The 18,627-nt window shown below is 62.8% G+C and carries 14 protein-coding genes and 1 tRNA gene; 7 read left to right on the top strand and 8 right to left on the bottom strand.

Features of this window, described 5'->3' with window-relative positions; translation table 11 throughout:
* Positions 1-92: 92 nt before the first annotated feature.
* The 3 genes from AB7V09_RS10375 to AB7V09_RS10365 all read right to left on the bottom strand — a co-directional run bounded on the left by AB7V09_RS10375 (position 93) and on the right by AB7V09_RS10365 (position 3,067).
* Entirely contained in the window at positions 93-1,346 is a 1,254-nt protein-coding gene (locus tag AB7V09_RS10375) for a beta-ketoacyl-[acyl-carrier-protein] synthase family protein (protein WP_141406848.1), read from the bottom strand.
* An 8-nt stretch (positions 1,347-1,354) separates the two neighbouring features.
* Entirely contained in the window at positions 1,355-1,606 is a 252-nt protein-coding gene (locus AB7V09_RS10370) for an acyl carrier protein (RefSeq protein ID WP_070513247.1), read from the bottom strand.
* Between the two features lie 261 nt (positions 1,607-1,867).
* The gene (locus AB7V09_RS10365; protein ID WP_419143699.1) at positions 1,868-3,067 is read right to left on the bottom strand and encodes a PucR family transcriptional regulator; all 1,200 of its coding nucleotides are present in this window, start codon (positions 3,065-3,067) and stop codon (positions 1,868-1,870) included.
* 264 nt (positions 3,068-3,331) lie between these two features.
* Between AB7V09_RS10365 and aspA the strand changes: the two genes are divergently transcribed.
* Positions 3,332-4,810 (top strand): aspartate ammonia-lyase, encoded by a 1,479-nt coding sequence (gene aspA, locus AB7V09_RS10360; protein WP_419143698.1) that lies wholly within the window; start codon positions 3,332-3,334, stop codon positions 4,808-4,810.
* A 99-nt stretch (positions 4,811-4,909) separates the two neighbouring features.
* Here the strand turns inward: aspA and AB7V09_RS10355 are convergent, their stop codons facing one another.
* Together AB7V09_RS10355 and aceE are read right to left on the bottom strand one after the other, a co-directional pair.
* Positions 4,910-5,551 carry a DUF3060 domain-containing protein gene (locus tag AB7V09_RS10355; protein ID WP_419143697.1) on the bottom strand — a complete coding sequence of 214 codons (642 nt, stop codon included), beginning with the start codon at positions 5,549-5,551 and terminating at the stop codon, positions 4,910-4,912.
* Between the two features lie 108 nt (positions 5,552-5,659).
* Positions 5,660-8,413 (bottom strand): pyruvate dehydrogenase (acetyl-transferring), homodimeric type, encoded by a 2,754-nt coding sequence (gene aceE / locus AB7V09_RS10350; protein WP_009747360.1) that lies wholly within the window; start codon positions 8,411-8,413, stop codon positions 5,660-5,662.
* A 397-nt stretch (positions 8,414-8,810) separates the two neighbouring features.
* Between aceE and AB7V09_RS10345 the strand changes: the two genes are divergently transcribed.
* Entirely contained in the window at positions 8,811-9,215 is a 405-nt protein-coding gene (locus tag AB7V09_RS10345; protein ID WP_009406144.1) for a DUF3052 domain-containing protein, read from the top strand.
* Positions 9,216-9,380: 165 nt separating this feature from the next.
* A tRNA-Val gene (locus AB7V09_RS10340) sits at positions 9,381-9,456 on the top strand.
* Positions 9,457-9,736: 280 nt separating this feature from the next.
* On the opposite strand, the gene AB7V09_RS10335 is transcribed toward AB7V09_RS10340, so the two are convergent.
* On the bottom strand, positions 9,737-11,479 hold the full coding sequence (locus tag AB7V09_RS10335; protein ID WP_419143696.1) for a recombinase family protein: 1,743 nt from the start codon (positions 11,477-11,479) through the stop codon (positions 9,737-9,739).
* Positions 11,480-12,949: 1,470 nt separating this feature from the next.
* On the opposite strand from AB7V09_RS10335, the gene AB7V09_RS10330 reads away from it, so the two are divergent.
* The 3 genes from AB7V09_RS10330 (at position 12,950) to AB7V09_RS10320 (ending at position 15,977) form a co-directional block, all read left to right on the top strand.
* Complete coding sequence (locus tag AB7V09_RS10330; protein ID WP_419143695.1) at positions 12,950-13,882, top strand: hypothetical protein; 933 nt, start codon at positions 12,950-12,952, stop codon at positions 13,880-13,882.
* Between the two features lie 3 nt (positions 13,883-13,885).
* Positions 13,886-14,812 carry a hypothetical protein gene (locus AB7V09_RS10325; RefSeq protein WP_419143694.1) on the top strand — a complete coding sequence of 309 codons (927 nt, stop codon included), beginning with the start codon at positions 13,886-13,888 and terminating at the stop codon, positions 14,810-14,812.
* An 811-nt stretch (positions 14,813-15,623) separates the two neighbouring features.
* Positions 15,624-15,977 carry a hypothetical protein gene (locus AB7V09_RS10320; protein ID WP_419143693.1) on the top strand — a complete coding sequence of 118 codons (354 nt, stop codon included), beginning with the start codon at positions 15,624-15,626 and terminating at the stop codon, positions 15,975-15,977.
* A 96-nt stretch (positions 15,978-16,073) separates the two neighbouring features.
* Here the strand turns inward: AB7V09_RS10320 and AB7V09_RS10315 are convergent, their stop codons facing one another.
* Both AB7V09_RS10315 and AB7V09_RS10310 read right to left on the bottom strand, forming a co-directional pair.
* On the bottom strand, positions 16,074-16,583 hold the full coding sequence (locus tag AB7V09_RS10315) for a helix-turn-helix domain-containing protein (protein WP_419143692.1): 510 nt from the start codon (positions 16,581-16,583) through the stop codon (positions 16,074-16,076).
* A 34-nt stretch (positions 16,584-16,617) separates the two neighbouring features.
* Positions 16,618-17,532: an alpha/beta hydrolase gene (locus AB7V09_RS10310; protein ID WP_419143691.1), complete on the bottom strand. Its 915-nt coding sequence runs from the start codon at positions 17,530-17,532 to the stop codon at positions 16,618-16,620.
* A gap of 123 nt (positions 17,533-17,655) precedes the next feature.
* Here AB7V09_RS10310 and AB7V09_RS10305 point away from each other — a divergent pair, with 123 nt between their 5' ends.
* Positions 17,656-17,871, top strand: coding sequence for a YdeI/OmpD-associated family protein (locus AB7V09_RS10305; protein WP_419143690.1), 216 nt, complete (start codon positions 17,656-17,658; stop codon positions 17,869-17,871).
* Positions 17,872-18,627: the final 756 nt, after the last annotated feature.

Here is an 18,627-nt window from a genome sequence, read left to right as displayed (position 1 = left end):
GCATGCACGGCTTATTGTGCCTGACTGCACCGGCCGGGTCCAGCGCCGTGGGTCACAGGCGGGGGCGCACGGGGCCTCCGGCCCGAGCATGGCTACTGGCGGGTGAAGACCAGGGCGACGTTATGCCCGCCGAAGCCGAAGGAGGTGCTGGCCGCCGCCGTCAGCTGGGGCAGGTCCCGGCCCTGCGGCCCAACAACGTCCAGCCCGAGCTGGGCCAGCTCTGGATCCACTCCGGCCGGCAGCAGCGTGGGCGGGGCCCAGCGCTCCTGCAGGGCCATGACGGTCAGCACCGCCTCCAGACCCCCGGCCCCACCCAGGAGGTGACCGGTGGCGGACTTCGTGGCGCTGACCGCCGCGTTCGGAACCGTCCTGGCCAGGACACCGGCCTCGACGACGTCGCCGGCCGGCGTCGAGGTGGCGTGAGCATTGACGTGCCCAACGGCGGCGGCGTCAAGGCCCGCGCGCTCCACGGCTAGCCGCAGGGCTCGCTCCTGCTCCGCGCCAGATGGCTCCGGACGTGCGACGTCGTAGGCGTCGGCGGTGACCCCGGAGCCTGCCATCACGGCCAGGATCCGGGCTCCTCGGGCCTTGGCATGCGCGGCGCGCTCCAGGACGAGGAGCCCGGCGCCCTCGCCCAGGACGAAGCCGTCGCGGTCCGGGGCGAAGGGGCGGGAGGCGGTCTGCGGGTCGGCGTTGCGTGTCGACAGGGCCCGCATTGCAGCGAAGGCGGCCACGGTCATCGGGTGGAGGGCCGCATCCGTCCCCCCGGCCACCACGACGTCAGCCCGCCCCAGAGCAATGAGATCCGCACCGTAGGCGATGGCCTCGGCTCCCGACGCGCAGGCTGAGACAGGAGCATGGATGCCGCCGCGGGCCCCCAGTTCGATCCCGACGGCCGCCGCCGGGGCGTTGGGCATGAGCGCCGGGACCGCCGTCGGCAGAACCCGCCGGGGCCCCTTGTCCCTCAGGGTGTCCCAGGCCTCCATGACCGACAGGACCGGCCCCATACCCGGGGAGACGGACACCGCTAGACGCTGTGAGGCGACCTGCGGGGCCCCTGCCTGCTCCCAGGCCTGGCGGGCGGCCAGCAGCGCGCACTGACTGGCGCGGTCGAGACGGCGCAGTTGGCGCGGCGGGAGTGATTCGGCAGGATCGACCGCCAGGGGGGCGCCGATCCGCACGGGCAGGTCATGGCTCTCGACCCACTCGTGCTCGAGGGTGCGAACCGCGCAGGTGCCCTCGTTCAGGGCGCTCCAGGTGGACTCGACGTCTGCGCCCAGAGGATTGATGGTCCCCAGTCCGGTGACGACGACGTCGTCAGGGCGGCACTCGGCTTCCGGGCTCATGTGTGTCGTCAGGCCTTCTTGGAGGTCACCAGGTCGACCAGCGCTCCAACAGTGGGCAGGGTCGGGATGAGGGAGTCGTCCAGGGCTACGCCGAAACGCTCCTCGACCTGTGTGGCGATGGTCAGCAGACCCAGTGAGTCGACGTCGAGGTCCTGGGCGAAGGCGGTCTCGCGGGTGATGTCCTTGGCGGCGACGCCGGACTCCTCACTGACGATCTGGGTGATGACGGACAGGACGTCGTCCTTGCTCTGCTCAGCCATGGTGGCTCCTTCGGGCGCCGTGACGGAGCATCCAGGTTCCGTGACGGCGCAGTGACTCGATGATGGTTGTGCTTCGCCGGCGGCTGCGCCGCAGGTCAGACCATTGTCCCAGATGAGAAGGGGTGCTCCTGCATCGATGCGCCACAGGGGCCGGCTTGCGGCAGGGGCACGGTCATAGCGCCACGACCGGACCTGTCCGAGGGTGACGGACGGGTCCGGTCGTGAAGGAGTGGACGAGGGTGCGTATTAGGGCGCGGCGCGTCAGGCCTCTCGGCTGACAGCGAGTCGGCCCACGATGATTGCCATGTGCAGCATGAGGCCGTCACGGGCGTTCGTCGCGTCCCAGCCGACCTGCTCGCTGACCCGGCCCAGGCGGTAGCGCACCGTGTTGGCGTGCACGAACAGGTTCCGAGCAGTGGCCTCCAGGCTGCCGCCCAGGGCCAGATAGGTGGCCACCGTGCTCTCGAAGGGGTCGCCCATCTCATGCAGGGGGGCGTGCACCAGGTTGAGGATCTGCTCGCAGGCGAGCTCATCGCCGGCCAGAAGGCGCTCGGGAAGGAGATCGTCGGCGTGGACCGGGTTGGGAGCCTCGGCCCAGCCGGGCAGCGCGCGCAGCCCGGCCAGGGCCGAGCGCAGCGAACGACCCGCGTGCGAGATCCCTGGAACCACCGGGCCGACGACGGCTGACCCGCCCAGGCCGCCGGCCACCTGCATGGCCGCCTGGTCCACCAGCTGCTCAGGGGTGGCCTCCCGGCCGGAGTGCTTGGATGTCCCAGGGTGAGCCGCCTGGCTGTCGCCCAGGACGATGAGGACGGAGTCGCCGCGTACGGATACCAGACAGTCGCTGGCCAGGTTGCGGCACTCGTGGCGCAGCCTGGAGACGCCGAGCGCATCCAGAGTGGTCTTGGCGGCGATGGCCGCCACCGGCCCGGTCCCGTTCCAGCCGGCGGTTCCGGCCCGGGTCGCGGCGTCCTCGGGGGCGTCATGAAGCATCGCGTCGACCGCTACGGACTCCAACCGTGCGTCCCAGGCGCCGCGGGCCTCAGCTGCCCGGGCGTACACCTCGGCCGCGGCGAAGCCGACGTCACGTCCGAAGGTCAGGACGAGGATGCGGACGGTGTCATGGTCCTCCTCGGGTACGGCACGAGGCGCCTCGTCAACAACAACGTCGAGGACCGTGCGCACCAGAGCCAGGGTCTGCTCCAGCGTGATGACGCCGGTCAGGGCCGCAGGCGCCACAGAGAAGATCTGCGAGGGGGTCAGCGGTGTCGAGGGGTTCTCCGCCGAGTCGACGAACATGGTGACGCCCAGGCGGGCCACCGCCGCGATCTGGTCGCGCGATCCTTCCGGCAGGGTTCGGTAGAAATCGTGGGCCGAACTGATGCGGTCCAGTGAGTGTTCAATAATTGTGTCCTGCGCCTGTCGCAGTGCAGACACTCCCGGAGCGCTCAACTCATCCATGCTGTGGATGCTACCGACTGGAATATCCTGAGGACAGTAGGTTCTCGATTGGCGCGGCGTGTGATCCGACACGAGTTTGTCTTGAAAATACGGGGATAACTGAGGGTGGTGTGTCGTCGAGGCGGAGTGGATTAGGCAGGTTACAATAGCGTAACCATTGTGGAAGCCATGGTATGTGAATCTGCAATGACCTGAACGTGCGCGTCGTATGTCAGCATGGATGTGCGCAAGCAGGTGCCTAGCTAGACAACTCGGAGGCTCAGGATGACGAAGGCAACCCGCACAGAGGAAGATCTTCTTGGTGCACGGGAAGTTCCATTAGAAGCCTATTGGGGAATCCACACGCTACGTGCGATGGAGAACTTCCAGATCTCTGGATCAGTGGTTGGCGACGAAGAGGCCTTTGTTCGCGGCATGGTGCAGGTGAAGAAGGCATCAGCGTTAGCGAACAGTGATCTTGGGGCTCTTGACCCGGAGGTCGCTGGTGCGATTGTGTGGGCGTGTGACCAGGTGCTGGTTGCTGAGCGTTGCCTCGATCAGTTCCCGGTCGACCAGTTCCAGGGTGGTGCTGGGACCAGCGTCAACATGAATACCAACGAGGTGATCGCCAACCTCGCGCTGGAGTACCTGGGATATGCCAAGGGCCGTTATGACATCATCAATCCCAACGATCATGTCAACAAGTCCCAGTCGACGAACGACGCCTACCCGACCGGATTCCGTTTGGGACTGTTCGCCCTCGTTGGTTCGCTCATCGAGGAGCTCGAGCGACTCATCGCGGCGATGCGAGCCAAGGGAACCGAGCTCGTCCATGTTCTGAAGATGGGGCGCACTCAGCTTCAGGATGCTGTTCCGATGAGCCTGGGGCAGGAGTTCGAGGCCTTCGCCGTTCTGCTGGAGGAGGAGGTTAGCCGGCTTCACAACAATGCCGCCCTGCTTCTGGAGGTGAACCTCGGGGCCACGGCGATCGGCACGGGGCTCAACACGCCTCCGGACTATCAGAGCACTGTTGTCGGGCGTCTGCGGGAGATCACCGGTCTGGACATTCGAGGAGCGCATGACCTGCTGGAAGCCACGAGTGACACAGGTGCCTACGTCTCGATGCATGCGGCTATCAAGCGTCTGGCGGTGAAGCTGTCCAAGATCTGCAACGACCTGCGCCTGCTGTCCTCCGGACCTCGTGCGGGGCTGGGGGAGATCAGGTTGCCTGAGCGCCAGGCCGGATCCTCCATCATGCCGGCCAAGGTCAATCCGGTGATCCCCGAGGTGGTGAACCAGGTCTGCTTCAAGGTCATGGGTAATGATGTGGCGCTGACCTTCGCCGCTGAGGCGGGACAGCTTCAGCTCAACGTCATGGAACCGGTGATCGCCCAGGCGATTTTCGAGTCGATCAATCTGCTCACCCGCGGGATGTCGACCCTGCGGGAGCTTTGTGTCGTGGGGATCGAGGCCAACGAGGAGGTATGTCGCCGCAATGTGCTGGACTCGATTGGAATCGTTACCTACCTCAACCCGGTGATCGGTCATCACAACGGCGACCTGGTGGGCCGTGAGTGCGCCCGTTCAGGACGCAGCGTGCGAGAGGTGGTTCTGGAGATGGGGCTGCTCGAGGAGTCTGTTCTTGATGAGATTCTCAGCCCTGAGAACCTTCTGCGCCCCCATTTCCGCGACTTGAACGTCTACTCAGGATCCGATCCGTCAACTCCGCCGGTTGTGTCCACGGCGCCTGACTCGGAGGGGTAAGGGGAATCGGCCTTCTGAAGGCCGGCGGGCGGTCAGCGGCTTGTCGCACTGCCTCGCCGACCTCGGAAGGCCGATTCCGGCTCTATATCCCGCAGGGCATCATGAGAAGGATCGGCAGGAGCGGACGACCGGGGCGTGAACGTCCTTGCCGATGACGTTGAGGCCTTGCGGATCCACCTTCGCCTGCGGAGGCCTGGAGTGCCAGAAGACATAATTCTGGCTGTCACCGTCGTTCGCGCCGAACGTGACTTTATTGGAAGCGCCGACCCAGACCGTGTTGTCGAAGCCGTTGATGGTCAGTGACTCGATCTCCCCCTCGATGACGACCACGAGACTTTGTGCGGTGATTGTTACGTCTCGAGCGCCTGCCGAGACCTTGACCACCTGATCGGTGGAGAGCTCGTTAGCGGTGACACTGACCTGCTCGGAGGCCGGTATGACCTTGGTGACCTGGGCCTCCGCCTGGGCACGGGTGTCCTCCGCGTCGTTGTCGGTGAGCTCGTCGTCGTAGTCCTGGATGTCGGAGGATGTGCAGTTGCCGTACTCCAGCGGATCCATGGGGCTGGTGTCCTCCAGCTTCCCAGTCGGCTCCTCCGCGGCCTCTGGGGCGGCGTCCTGAGCCTGGTCCGGCGGGGCCGAGGACGTCCCCCTGGCGCCGGTCCAACCGACTGAGCAACCGGACAGGGTCAGTAGGCACGCGGCCATGAAGGCGGTGGAGCGCAGGAGCTGGGAGCGGGACACGGGGGGACCTCATTCGGCAGACATGGTGGTGCCGGTGGAACACGGAAGACCGCGCTCCACCGGCACCACAATTGGTCAGTGCGTCCAACTATAGCCGCACGGGGCGGATCAGGACTCCCCTCCCTGGGAGCCGGAGGTGCCTGCGTTGACGTTGGTCAAGTCATAGCGGGCAACGGCCTGAGCCAGGACGGAGCGGTCGAGGCGCCCCTGCTCCACCAGAGCCTGGAGGGCGCGCACCACCACTGACTGGGCGTCAATGAGGTAGTGGCGCCTGGCGGCGGCCCGGGTGTCGGAGAATCCGAAGCCGTCGGCGCCCAGCGTGTAGTAGTCGCCGGGCACCCAGGCGCGGATCTGGTCGGGGACCAGGTGGTCGTAGTCGCTGGTGGCGATGAAGGGGCCAGTGGCCTCGGAGAGCTTCTGCGTCAGGTAGGGGACCTGCCGCTCGCCGTCGGGGGCCAGGAAGTTGGCCTTCTCCACCTCCAGGGCCTGGCGCCGCAGCTCGTTCCAGCTGGTGACGGACCAGGTGGCGGCGCGCACGCCCCAGTCCTCGGCCAGGATGCGGCGAGCCTCCTCGATCCAGGGCACCCCGACGCCGGAGGCCAGGAGCTGGACCTCGGGACCCTCGCCGTCAGGAGCCGTGCTGATGCGGTGAATACCGCGCAGGATTCCCTCGACGTCGACGCCGTCGGGCTCAGCGGGCTGGTGGATCGGCTCATTGTAAACGGTCAGGTAGTACATGACGTCGCGGTTGCGACCCGAGTCCGGGCCGTACCAGCGCTCCAGGGCGTCGCGCACGATGTGCCGGATCTCGTAGGCGTAGGCCGGGTCGTAGCTGACGACTGCGTCATTGGTGGCCGCGATCATGGGGGAGTGGCCGTCCATGTGCTGGGTGCCCTCACCGGTCAGGGTAGTGCGCCCGGCGGTGGCCCCGATGATGAAGCCGCGGGTCAGCTGGTCGCCGGCGGCCCAGAACTGGTCGCCGGTGCGCTGGAAGCCGAACATCGAGTAGAAGATGTAGACCGGGATCATGGGCTCGCCGTGGGTGGCGTAGCTCGTTCCGGCCACCTGGAACAGGGAGACCGAACCGGCCTCGTTGATGCCCGTGTGCATGAGCTGACCGGAGGTGGACTCCCGGTAGGACAGCATCATGTCGGCGTCGACCGGCGTGTAGTTCTGACCCTGGGTGTTGAAGATCTTCTTGGTGGGGAAGAGTGACTCCAGGCCGAAGGTACGCGACTCGTCCGGAACGATCGGGACGATGCGCCGTCCGATGCCCTTGTCCTTGATGAGCTCCTTGAGCAGACGCACGAAGGCCATCGTGGAGGCGACCTCCTGCTTGCCCGAGCCGCCCTTGAGGATGTCGTAGGTCTTGTCACCGGGCAGCTCGAGCTCGACACCGGCATCGCGGCGCTCGGGGATGAAGCCACCGAGCTGGCGGCGCCGGTCCAGCATGTAGAGCAGCGAGGGGTCGTCGGCGGCCGGCCGGTAGTACGGCGGCATCTTCGGGTTGGCCTCGAGCTGCTCGTCGGTGATCGGGATGTGGAGCCGGTCGCGCAGGGCCTTGAGGTCGTCCAGCGTCAGCTTCTTCATCTGGTGGGTGGCGTTACGGCCGGCGAAGTGGCCGCCCAGGAGGTAGCCCTTGACCGTGTGCGCCAGGATGACGGTGGGCTGGCCCTTGTGCTCCATGGCCGCCTTGTAGGCGGCGTACATCTTGCGGTAGTCGTTGCCGCCGCGCTGCAGGGCCCAGATCTCGTCGTCGGTCCAGTCCTTGACGAGCTCGGCGGTGCGCGGGTCGCGGCCGAAGAAGTGCTCACGGATGTAGGCGCCGTCGTTGGCCTTGAAGGTCTGGTAGTCGCCGTCGAGGGTCTCCATCATGAGGTGCTCGAGGGCGTGGTCCTTGTCCGCGGCGAGGAGCTGGTCCCAGCCACGGCCCCAGATCACCTTGATGACGTTCCAGCCCGCGCCCTTGAAGAAGGCCTCGAGCTCCTGGATGATCTTGCCGTTTCCGCGCACCGGGCCGTCGAGGCGCTGGAGGTTGCAGTTGATGACGAAGGTGAGGTTGTCCAGCTGCTGGTTGGCGGCCAGCTGCAGCATGCCGCGCGACTCGGGCTCGTCCATCTCGCCGTCACCCAGGAAGGCCCAGGTGTGCTGCTGAGAGGTGTCCTTGATGCCGGCGCCCTGGAGGTACTTGTCGAACCAGGCCTGGTAGATCGCCTCGGACGGGCCAAGACCCATGGAGACGGTGGGGTACTCCCAGAAGTCCTCCATGCGGCGCGGGTGGGGGTAGGAGGGCAGGCCGCGGCCACCGGCCGGGCGCGACTCCTCCTGGCGGAAGCCGTCCAGGTCGGCCTCGGTGAGACGGCCCTCGATGAAGGCGCGGGCGTAGTTTCCTGGTGAGGCGTGGCCCTGGAAGAAGACGTGGTCGCCGCCGCCGGGGTGGTCCTTGCCGCGGAAGAAGTGGTTGAAGCCGACCTCGTAGAGGGTCGCGGTCGAGGCGTAGGAGGAGATGTGTCCGCCGACCCCGACCCCGGGGCGCTGGGCGCGGGTGACCATGACGGCGGCGTTCCAGCGCAGCCAGCGCCGGTAGGTGCGCTCGGCGCTCTCGTCACCGGGGAAGTAGGGCTCGTTGGCGACGTCGATGGTGTTGATGTACGGCGTCGTCGTCTCGGTGGGGACCGTGACGTTCTTCTGCCGGGCCTGGGCCAGCATGCTCAGCAGGATGTAGCGCGCACGCTTGGCGCCCTTGTCCGCGATGAGGGCATCGAGGGACTCGTGCCACTCCTTGGTCTCCTCTGGGTCGTTGTCGGTCACCTTTGTCAGGAGGCCGTCAATGAGCGGCGTGGAGTCACTGGTGGGGCTCACGGAATCCTCTTTCCTCGCGTCTGTGCGGTCGGCCCGAGCCTCATTGCGTGCCGTGGCGCCGAAGGCGGCGTCGGCGTGCGCCTGAAGTCAGGCCACTGTGGATGACGGCCCTAATCTACGACCTGCAACGGCGCGAACGCTGCACCCAACGGGAGGAAAGTCCTACCTCACGTATGGTGTGGCTCACATGATGGTGGGTTGATTTCGGTGCCTGGGGCAGAGGGGAAGGAGCCTCGAGTTCGCGGCCGCGCTGGAACCAGCCTTCAAAGGAAAGTCCAAGGTAACCTGACGTGCGTGTTCACTTGCGCGGCTGGTGCCGGGTGGGGTGGGCTAGTACCCATCGCCCAGCAACGGGCGAGCGATAGACGGGCTGGGCCCAGAAGGACGGTGTAAGGACGTGGCGAGTACAGCGGGTGGAGCTTTCGGCTTCGCCTCCGGTCTCATCATTCAGGAGTTCGGCTACGACGACGACGTCGACGAGACCTTGCGGCAAGCCGTTGAGGCGGAGACCGGAACCACTCTGGTGGACGAGGACTATGAGGACGTGGCCGACTCGGCCATCGTGTGGTGGCGCGACGACGACGGCGACGTCGACGACCTCACCGATCTCCTCGTGGACGCTCAGGCCAACCTCGACGGCGCAGGGCTCATCTGGGTGCTGACGCCCAAGGCGCGCACCACCGGCGCCGTCCCGGCCGCTGAGGTGGAGGAGGCCGCCCAGACGGCAGGCATGCATGCGACCTCCGCAGCCTCCATGGGGCAGCACTGGAGTGGCATCAGAGTCTCCAGCCGAGGGCGCTGAGACGACCCCGATGGCCGCGTGACATTCCCCGCTCTCCGTGGCGGAGATGATTGGTGGCACGTCCGGCGGAGACGGTAAAGTCTCCGGCTGAGGCGGCTCGCGCCGTCAGTTTTGTGTGCAGGCACTGGGAACTCGGGCAACGTGCTCCCGGGAGCCACTGCACCTGGACCTGTAGCTCAGTTGGTAGAGCAACGCGTTTACACCGCGTCGGTCGTCGGTTCGAGTCCGGCCGGGTCCACCACAAGCTCCGTATACGAACCCTTGGCCTGAGTAACAGGGGCAGGGGCCGAATCATCACCTGAATTGCATCGACGGCGCCCGTCCACATCGTGTACGGGCGTTCTTGTTATGGGTGTGTCGCAGTCTGCCGTCTGGCCGGGTGCTGCGCCCATCGCCGCTCGCTGTAGCTGCTGGCTGGCGAGTTGGTCGAAGGGTGAGGCCAGCTCCCCGGTGGCGTTGGTGTGGCTGGCATGGTCGATGATGGAGATGGTGCTGCGGTGCACCGTATGCATCGAGTCTGGCTACGCTTCATCGTGGCCACCCTGAGATGCCGAGCCGCCTGACTGGCCGCCAGCCGCCTCACCGCAAGAAGAGATCGGGCTCTCCGCTGTCTTCTCGTCACCCTGCGCAGCGGTCATCCTCTCGCCAGTCTCAGTCCCACCAGCGCCCCTTCGTCGTCCCGCCTTCAGGCTCGTCTGCAGGGCCGGTGGTGGGATGATGGGGCGGCCATCTTCGTCCACCGCTGGATTGACGAGGATGCGCTCGAAGAACACCTGGTTGAGCAGCTTCTTCAGATGAGCGGGCACTACCGCATACAACCGTGAGCAGTCCTCCAGGAGGTCGAGCGCCTGGGTGAGGTGCTGCTCCACCAGAGCGGCGTCGGCCGTGTAGCCGTCCAGTTCGCGCTGGATCGCGAGGATGCCGCTGGTCAGCTGCTCCTGTTCCTTCTTGAGCAGATCCAGGGGAATGGCTCCGGCGTAGTGGGCTTCGAGCAGCTTATGGCGCTGGTCTTCCAGCTGTTGCTGCCGCGTAGTCAGGCGCTGGATGTCTTGCTGGCGGTTGGCCTGGATGTGTTCGAACTCCGCGGACAGGTAGCGCTCGATCTCGCGGCGGTCATCGCTACTGAGCTGTATCTGCTGGTAGAGCTCGGCCACGCGGGCTTCCACCTCGTCAATGAGCACCGCCTTGAAGGTGCAGTCGTGCACCCGATGGCGGCGGGCGCAGACGAAGTAGTGGTAGGTACCGCTGGCGCGCGAGGTGGCGTGCTGCACCAGCAGGCGGGCACCACACAGGCCGCAGACGATGGTGCTCTTGAGGTGATGATTGTGCGTACGCTGCCGCTCGCCGTTGGTATGAGCGGTCAGGATGTCTTGCACCGTCTGCCAGGTGGCGGCGTCCACGAGAGGCTCGTGCGCCCCGGGGTACTCCACGCCTTGGAAGGAGACGACGCCCTTGTAGTAGGGGTTTCGCAGCAGCGTCTGTAAGAGTCTGACCGAGACAGGGTTGGTCGGTTTGCGGGCAGTTGGCGGGATGGTCAGGCCGCGGTTGTTGAGGTGCTCCGCCAGCTGCCGCACCGTCCAGTTACCGGTCGCATACTCTGTGAAAGCCAGTCGCACCAGTGGTGCGCGCTCCTCATCCAAGGCGACCGTCCGAACCTCTCTCCCGTTCTCATCCCTGACACGTACGTTCACATACCCCAGCGGTGCCTTGCCCAGCGTCCCGCCGTTCCTGGCCTTTTCTCCCATCCCCTTGATGACCTCATTAGCTAGGTTCCGGGAGTAGAACTCAGCAATACTGCTCATGATGCCATGCAAGAGCATGCCGCCAGGCGTCTGGTCGATGTTCTCGCTGGTGGAGACGAGCCGGACGCCGGCCTCCTCAAACGCCCGGTTAATCTCCACATCATCGGCTCGGTTCCGGGCCAGGCGGTCGAGCTTGTGGACGATGACATAGTCAATCCCACCATCTTCCTTAAGATAAGCCAGCATCTTCTGCAGCTCAGGCCGGTTCGCACTACGAGCCGATTCACCACGGTCGGCAAACTCCTTAACCACCAGCGCACCCATCGACTGGGCTTTGCGCTTATTGGCCTCACGCTGAGCCGGCAGGGAGAAGCCCTCCTCCGACCCACCGCGCTGAGCCTGCTCACGAGTAGAGACGCGGATGTAGGAGACGGCGCGCTTGGGAGTCAGTTGGGCGGCCATGGCGGTGAAGGGATCAGCTCCGGCTGCCACCGCACTGCCTAGTGTTGTTCCTGCTTCCATAGACTCATCCTCCTTTCGCTTATCCGTTTGTATGGACATACCAGACACTACGACTGGCATCTCTTTCTATTGACGCTCAGAATGCCCGCAAAGTCCAGTGCGAAGTATGGCGAGACGGAGCCAATCAGGGATGAGGGGGAGGCAGGAAGGGCTGCGAAGTTCGGCAGGCAGATGACGCAGCGCTGACGCCCCAGCCGGTTCCGCCACCAGCCTGAGTAGAGGCCAAGCAACTCGGAGGACAGTGGCTACCCCTGACGGCGCAGGCAGCGGAGGAGGGAGCCCAGCAGGGGCTCCCAGTCGCCGCCACAAAGCAGCACCAACCCGCTAGATTGCGCGGGAAACTGGGAGTGCTTGAGTGCAGCGATGAGTCGAGCGATGCGTCGGGCGAGGCGTCTGAAAAGGATGAGTCATGGGCTACCTGATCAGACAGAGAGCACATCTATGAACCTCAAGCATATGTCTATACAAAGTAAGAACTAGCGCTTTAATGACATATGTGCCGAAGCATCTTACTCCTATATTGAATCGATGTCAAGACGTCGGCAGTCTAAGAACTTATACAACTGAAGGAATACTGTCGGTTGTCTACAACATTAGAGTTGCGCGTTCTCGGTTGTAGAATATTGCGCCTCTCAATCGAACGTACTAATTTTTTAACTGCGAGGAGCAAAGAAGCCCTTTGCTTTCTCTCGATGGTAGGCCTGCACAACGACAACAGATTCAGCATCTCTTCTTCGAGCAACAGGAAGCGCGTCATGACTGACGGGCCGCTTGTGGTATTACGGGACGTCGACACCTGAAGGGAAACGTCATGGTAAACAAAAAACTCGCAAAAGCGGTAGTATATGCAGGCGCCGTAGCGATCACTGCAGTATCTCAACCGACGGAAGTGCACAAAAAGTTCGAAAAATATGAGGAGCAACAACAAGCATCGCGCCAAACCAGGGAGCTCAACAGCGCCACTCGCGATAAAGGACGCACTGGAACCAGCGGAAAGAAGTAACTTCGTCCGTTCCTACGCATGTCGTTGAAGTCATTGACATGGCTTCAACGACATGCAATTATAGAGATAATATGAAGTATATAAGTAGAATTATCGGCTTGCTGCTTATTGTGCTCTCACTACTGCTGGGATACGCAGCGATAAGACTATGTATATCTTCACCCTCCGCGCCAGCGTATTTTGTCGCAATGATACTTATTCCTGTATGTGCAGCGTTCGTTATTGTGGCGATTGAATTTATGCAATGTTCTAGTTGGAGGGATATTGGAAATGCAGTTCACAGTTTAGCGGAGATGTTCTGGTATTTCGGGTAGTGGACTACTTTTAATTCCAGTGAACTTGACAGTGTATGGGTGACAGTTCCAGTGTACTGCAGCCTAACGGACGATATTTATTCTGTAACATGCACTTCCCCTAACTCAATGCCAACTATACAAAACCACGTCTCGAGACCTGAGGCGGATAGTATGCCTACACATGATCATTCTCCGGGTAGTATCGACTACGACTCATCCACCCTCGACCTATCCGCCCTCCAAGATATCGCCTGCAGCGTGGCGACTGTCCTGAAGCAGCACCATATTCCGTTCAGCGGCTATGTGGATGAGACGCAGCGTGAGGTGGAGAAACGGCAAGCCGAGTTTGATCGACTTGAGTACAATGAAAGTGCTCGAACGAAGATTAAACCAAATCTCCTTCGAAAGATGTTTGGCCTGCCGTATGACATGCTGCCGAAGACGGACGAGCTCCCTCATATAGGATACTGGACGCTTGTCGAGACAAAGGCCCATACCATGGGGCAGCGGCGTCAGTACATTGACTGGCTCGACAAAACACGTCTTGAATCGCTTGACGCCAACTTCGTGACCAGGTACGTGCTGCTTGCCGATGGATCCCTCTGGTACTTCGATGCTCGTGAACATCGGCGACGGGACTTGGATATTGTTTTTGATGCCACCGCATCAGGTAGATGGGAGTGGATGCGTGAGGAGGAAATTCTACTGCTTGACCACGAAGTGCGACATCGTGAAATAGATAAGCCATACGATAAGGCGACAGGCGAGTATTGGCACAGTGAATGGGAAAGTCTCTCGGCTAACAACGACCTGATTGTCGCGGAAAAAGGTGGCGGTTGCAAGAAGTACTTCAACCAGCTGCTGGCCCGTGCGAGAAAGTCGGTGGCAGTGCGAAGCGCTTGGGTACGTAGCAGTAATGAGGAATCTCGACGATACGTGTTGACTGCCGAGCAGTTGCGTCACGGCTGCCGAATTGAGCACACATTCGAAGACGGTCGATCGGCGAGTGTCCGGATTCCACCACGCACCAAGCCAGGTAAAGTTATCCCGGCCTACGACGGTGTAAGCGGCAAAGTTGAACTGATCCGTATTGATGTGGAGTAGATCATGGCAAAGGTAGATTGGGAACAGGTAGCCAAAGACTACGAGGCATCCACCCTCGACATGGCGTGGGTGACGTCGTACGCGCAGAAAGCGGCGAAGCTGCTCGTCGATCATCATATCTCTCCTATGGGATACACGGACGAGAAGCAAGGCGAGGTGGATAAGAGAATAGCGGAGGCAAACGATGGCTCCGGCAAGGTCGCAAAGTTCTTCCGCAACCTCTTCGCGGCGGAACCGAACGATACTCCGGAAAAGCGTTACGCGAGGGAGCATATTGGGTACTGGGTTATTTGTAAAACTGAGACTGGAGATACGACAAATGAAAAACTGAAGAATCCTTGCTCTGGGAATATGTCGAAGAAGTCTCGCCAAATATACGAATACTCGCTGTATTGCTTGCTTGACACTGGCGAACTTGCCTGCTTTCATTACTCCAGCTTCCAGATCTGGTTGGGATACAGCAGACAAAGGTATGAAGTTGAAGGCGGGTGGGCACCGATGAGCGAAAATCTACTGCTTTTGCTTGATCGCCGTGTGAGATACGAAGACGAAAATAATGGCTATCTGACAAAAAATGGGTCGTACTACTATCGCAGTTATCTATCGACCGACAACTACCTGATCACAGGAAAGAAGGGTGGCGGCTGCCGGAAGCTCCTTGGGAAGTTGCTTGAAGAGCACGGGATTAAAGATCCGAGGATACAGCGCCGTGATCGCAGTAGATCGAAGATAGGAACGCATGCGATCTCGAAGACGTACACGGTTACTGGCGAGCAGCTGAAAAACGGCTTCGCCCTCACCCATGCGTTCGCAAATGGATCAACGTATCGCGTGGATGTATATCCAGGTAGTCAGAGTGGGAAGGTGATCGCAGTGCGCAATACTACTGATGACACAACGGAGTGGATTAGAATTGTGGAAGGTAAGTAGTGTGTTGATATCGGCATGAACCGGGACCTCGTGGTGTAGCTATGCTTCTTACTCCCATTTGTGGTGCTACGAGTAAGCCTTGTAGGTAGCTATGCTGTTGTGCGGTCAGCCAACGTGGAACTATACTGGCTGTGGGTAACGAACTAGTTACAATTCAGCTGAGTTTATTTGCTTTGGGTTGGTGGAGAGTAATCTAACCGTATCTTCAGAATCTGAAGATCGCCAAAGCAGCTAGCAGAGAGGTTAGGCAGATGGCGGACAAGCCTGTGGAGGGAACGATCTACCAGCGCAGGAGCAATGGGAAGTCGCCGACAGGGATGTCGATCAACGGAAACAAGAACGCCTATGGCACTATTGGCGCTGACGAGCATGTCACTGTGTACGGTGAAGGATGGCATCGATCGTGGGATAATCCTGGGACGAAGCAGGATCATTCAACCGACCATAAGACGAAGAGGATAACAGAGCACTAGGTGCGAGTAATTGGCAGACTTGTGGGGCGAGCAGTTTGTATTTGTCCCACAAGTCTGCTAATCTTTATATTAAGGGGTGAAGCGGCGTTGAATCGCCGCCACGCAATTGCGTATGAAAGCTGACGGGTAACTCGCAGGTGAGGCCGTCAGATGTCGGCATGGTCGGTTTGAGTCCGACCCGCCCCTTTTTGAAGAAACCGAAACATCAATGTGTTGCGGGTGCATTTCAGCTTTTCCTGTTCTCCGTCAGCCATCCGCCCTCCCGCTTCACCTTGTCCTCCGCTTCACTCTCCCCCTGACAGCCTCACCGCATACCGAAGATGGAGGAGGGGAAGCCCATGGCCACTCCAGAAGATCGCAGCGAGGACTACACCCCACCGACTGCCGGCTGCCCAGCCTGGTGCATCAGCCACGACGCTGATGGACCAGATGAGGCAGACGACCACCTCCACGAAGCCACGCCGGCCCTCGTGCCCTGCATCGCCTTGGAGCGTAGCACCGATGAGGCTGGCACCATCCAGCATCATCCTGCCGCCGTCGAGCTCAGCCTGGTGCGCTACCAGTACCGCACTTGCGACGACACGTGGCTCTACATAGGCGACGGCTCCCACACTCACGGCCTCGACATCACCCTAGAGAGTGCCCGTCGGCTGGTGAGCACGCTGGCTCGGTATGTGGAAGATGAGGGGTGAGTGGGTTGCGGCTGGCTAAGCGACGTCGTTGCTGACAATGAGCGCGTCGTCTGCTGGTGGCGTTCGGCCTGGTGCTACACATCTGCTGTGTGCCGCTCATGCAGCACCGGGTCTGGGACGCAGGGCAATGCCGGTGGTGTGGAGGTAGCGGCGGACGGTCTCGGCATGCACGCCGAACTGGCGGCCGATGGTGGCGCAGGACTGGCCGGCGAGGTAGTGCTGCTCGGCCTGGCGCTTCTGCTCGTCGCTCAAGCCACGTGGCCGGCAGGGGATGCCCCGAGCGGCGCGGAGGTCACTGACCTGTTGCCTGCTGATGCCATAGCGCTGGCAGATCTCGCGTACTGGCGTGCCCTGCTGGTACAGGGTGATCACCTCATCCTTCTGCGCTGGCGTAAGGCGGGTGTGATGCTGGCGCAGGCGCTGAGGCGGGGGAGTGGCTATGGTGGTCGTGGCTTCGTCGTCGGTGGTTGCCGGGGCTGCGGCCGTGGGGACTCTTCCGTCGGTGGTGGCAGTGGCGGTGGGGATTTCGCCCTCGGGCGGCAGCGTCCTGGCGAATTCCAGTAGCGTCTGCCAGTTCTTGGTGACAGAGGTAAGGAGGGCCACCATGAGCGTGACCTGGTGCTGACAGGCCCGCAGTACTTCAGGCCTCACCCTGCGAGCCGAGGCGCCGAGCCAGGCCGGCGACTGCGTCGACGAGTTCCGTGAGTCCCGGGTCCTCGACGGGGAAGTGGCCGCACTCGCGCAGAATCACCAGATCGGCCGGACCCGCGGCCCGCGCCAGAACTCGGGCGCTGAGCTCGATCGGCGTCCACGCGTCCCGACCTGGGTGCAGCAGCGTCACCGGCGTGCGGTTGCGCTCGGGTGGGGTGTGTGCGAACCGCAGGTAGGAGGCGAGAAACCCTAAGGGGACCCTGGCGGCGCCCCCACGCGGATCGAGAGAGCACAGACGAGACAGTGCGCGATCGCGGCTCATCCTCCGCAGGTTCGCCACCGCGCTCATCGAGACCATGGTGTGCGCCAGTCCTCCTCGGGCGAGCCTCGACAATGGCCCGCCCAGGACGCCTAGTACTCCTGCACGCGTCATATGCGCTCGGGCGCGCCAGTTGCCCGGGTCGAGCAGACACGTGGCTGCCACCGCCGCAACATGCGGCGAATGGGCCGCCACCTCATAGGCGAGAAGGCCACCGATGCTAGCGCCCAGAAGCACCAGGGGGCGGTGGTCGCGCTCGGCTTCGACGAGGTCGATGAGGAGATCGACCCAGGTGTCGTAACGCACGGCTGCGGGAACCGGAGACCTCGTGCGCCCGTACAGAGGCAGGTCGACGGCACTGATGTCGATACCGCGTGAGGCCACCAGTGCGGCGATGGGCCACAGCGCCCCGCTGTGCCCGCCCGCCCCGTGGACGAGTAGCACCCTGGCTGGCGCCTTCGGTTCGGGTGCACGTGCAATGTGCACCCGATGGCCGTGCCACTGCCACCACGTCGACTTAGGCGCCAGCGAGGCCGCGTGCTGGTGGTGGGGTGGCAGGAAGGGCGCGTACGGATTGGCCTGCATACGTCGATGCTAGTCGTGCGAGCCTCTGCGCCTGTGCTTGGGTCTACGACGGAGGCCCATTACGAGCTGCCTAACTGTCCCTTATCCTTGCGATAGTTCTGTCAAGCGGCCGGAGGAGAGGCAATGAGTGACGAGCAGACGGCCATCCCGGAGGAGCTGTCCGAGGCGTTGTCGGAGAATGAGGCGGCGGGGAGGATATTCGGGGCTCTGCCTCCGTCGCACCGCAACGAGTACATGCGATGGATCGGTGAGGCGAAGCGCGCCGAGACCCGTCGTCGTCGGGCCACCAAGGCGGCAGAGATGATGGTGGAGAAGCACGGGGAAGCCAGTCGCGGTTGAGTGTCCTCGCCGGCTCGTTGCAGCGGCAGGCATGGGCGTGGACCGATGCATCTATGTTGTCTCATGACTTCTGAGAGTTTCGGATGTCATGACATCTGAGACATCGGTGGGGTGCGTCTGCCAGATGGGAGAGCTGCTGTTTCAGCCTGGCGGAGCGGGGTGCCCCGGCCACTGTGGTGGCTTCTGGTGTCGTCTGGATGCACGGCACGAGGGGTGGGGTGCTACTGGAGGAGGGTTGGGGGTGCTGCAGGTAGGTGGGGCCTTCGTGCAGTACGCACAGCCCCTGGCCAGTGGATCCCGACCCTCGTGGAGCAGGCCGCCTCGAGCCGACTCGGGGCGGGGCCGGAGTCGAACCATGACCACCGGGACCCTGCGCGGGAGCTAGCGAGGACCAGGCAGGGAGAAGCGCGGCCGGCCCCAGGGTGAGGGTGCCGGGCTCTGCCGTACGAACCACGGACTCCCTCCTGCCCTGCCCGGTGTCCGCAGCGCTGACATCAACGGGCCCGGCGTCAGCGCGCCCAGCGGGGATCGTTGGAATCCTGCGGTTTCTCTCCGGCATGCAGCGCCGGTGCGGGGTTGATGTCAGCACTATGGACACCCACACCCCGTCATGCCTCGCCCCTAAGCCACCCTTGCCTCCTGGACCACCAGCCTGCCCAGGATTCCCGCCCGAGCGAGTGTCTCAGAAGTCATGACACTCAAACGTCTCAGAAGTGAGGAGACAGCACAGTGGACCGGCGCATCGTTACTGAGCCG

The organism is Actinomyces sp. SKVG-SVH-4(1) (assembly GCF_048514265.1).
Taxonomy (GTDB): Bacteria; Actinomycetota; Actinomycetes; order Actinomycetales; family Actinomycetaceae; genus Actinomyces; species Actinomyces oris.
Note: the sequence above shows the minus strand (reverse complement) of the source record. Positions and strands in the feature narration are given on the sequence as shown.

What these genes read in the sequence shown, in the direction of transcription:
- AB7V09_RS10375 (WP_141406848.1), bottom strand. Translation starts at nt 1,346, where the DNA reads ATGAGCCCGGAAGCCGAGTGCCGCCCTGACGACGTCGTCGTCACCGGA.
- AB7V09_RS10370 (WP_070513247.1), bottom strand. Translation starts at nt 1,606, where the DNA reads ATGGCTGAGCAGAGCAAGGACGACGTCCTGTCCGTCATCACCCAGATC.
- AB7V09_RS10365 (WP_419143699.1), bottom strand. Translation starts at nt 3,067, where the DNA reads ATGGATGAGTTGAGCGCTCCGGGAGTGTCTGCACTGCGACAGGCGCAG.
- aspA (WP_419143698.1), top strand. Translation starts at nt 3,332, where the DNA reads ATGACGAAGGCAACCCGCACAGAGGAAGATCTTCTTGGTGCACGGGAA.
- AB7V09_RS10335 (WP_419143696.1), bottom strand. Translation starts at nt 11,479, where the DNA reads ATGGAAGCAGGAACAACACTAGGCAGTGCGGTGGCAGCCGGAGCTGAT.
- AB7V09_RS10330 (WP_419143695.1), top strand. Translation starts at nt 12,950, where the DNA reads ATGCCTACACATGATCATTCTCCGGGTAGTATCGACTACGACTCATCC.
- AB7V09_RS10325 (WP_419143694.1), top strand. Translation starts at nt 13,886, where the DNA reads ATGGCAAAGGTAGATTGGGAACAGGTAGCCAAAGACTACGAGGCATCC.
- AB7V09_RS10320 (WP_419143693.1), top strand. Translation starts at nt 15,624, where the DNA reads ATGGCCACTCCAGAAGATCGCAGCGAGGACTACACCCCACCGACTGCC.
- AB7V09_RS10315 (WP_419143692.1), bottom strand. Translation starts at nt 16,583, where the DNA reads ATGGTGGCCCTCCTTACCTCTGTCACCAAGAACTGGCAGACGCTACTG.
- AB7V09_RS10310 (WP_419143691.1), bottom strand. Translation starts at nt 17,532, where the DNA reads ATGCAGGCCAATCCGTACGCGCCCTTCCTGCCACCCCACCACCAGCAC.
- AB7V09_RS10305 (WP_419143690.1), top strand. Translation starts at nt 17,656, where the DNA reads ATGAGTGACGAGCAGACGGCCATCCCGGAGGAGCTGTCCGAGGCGTTG.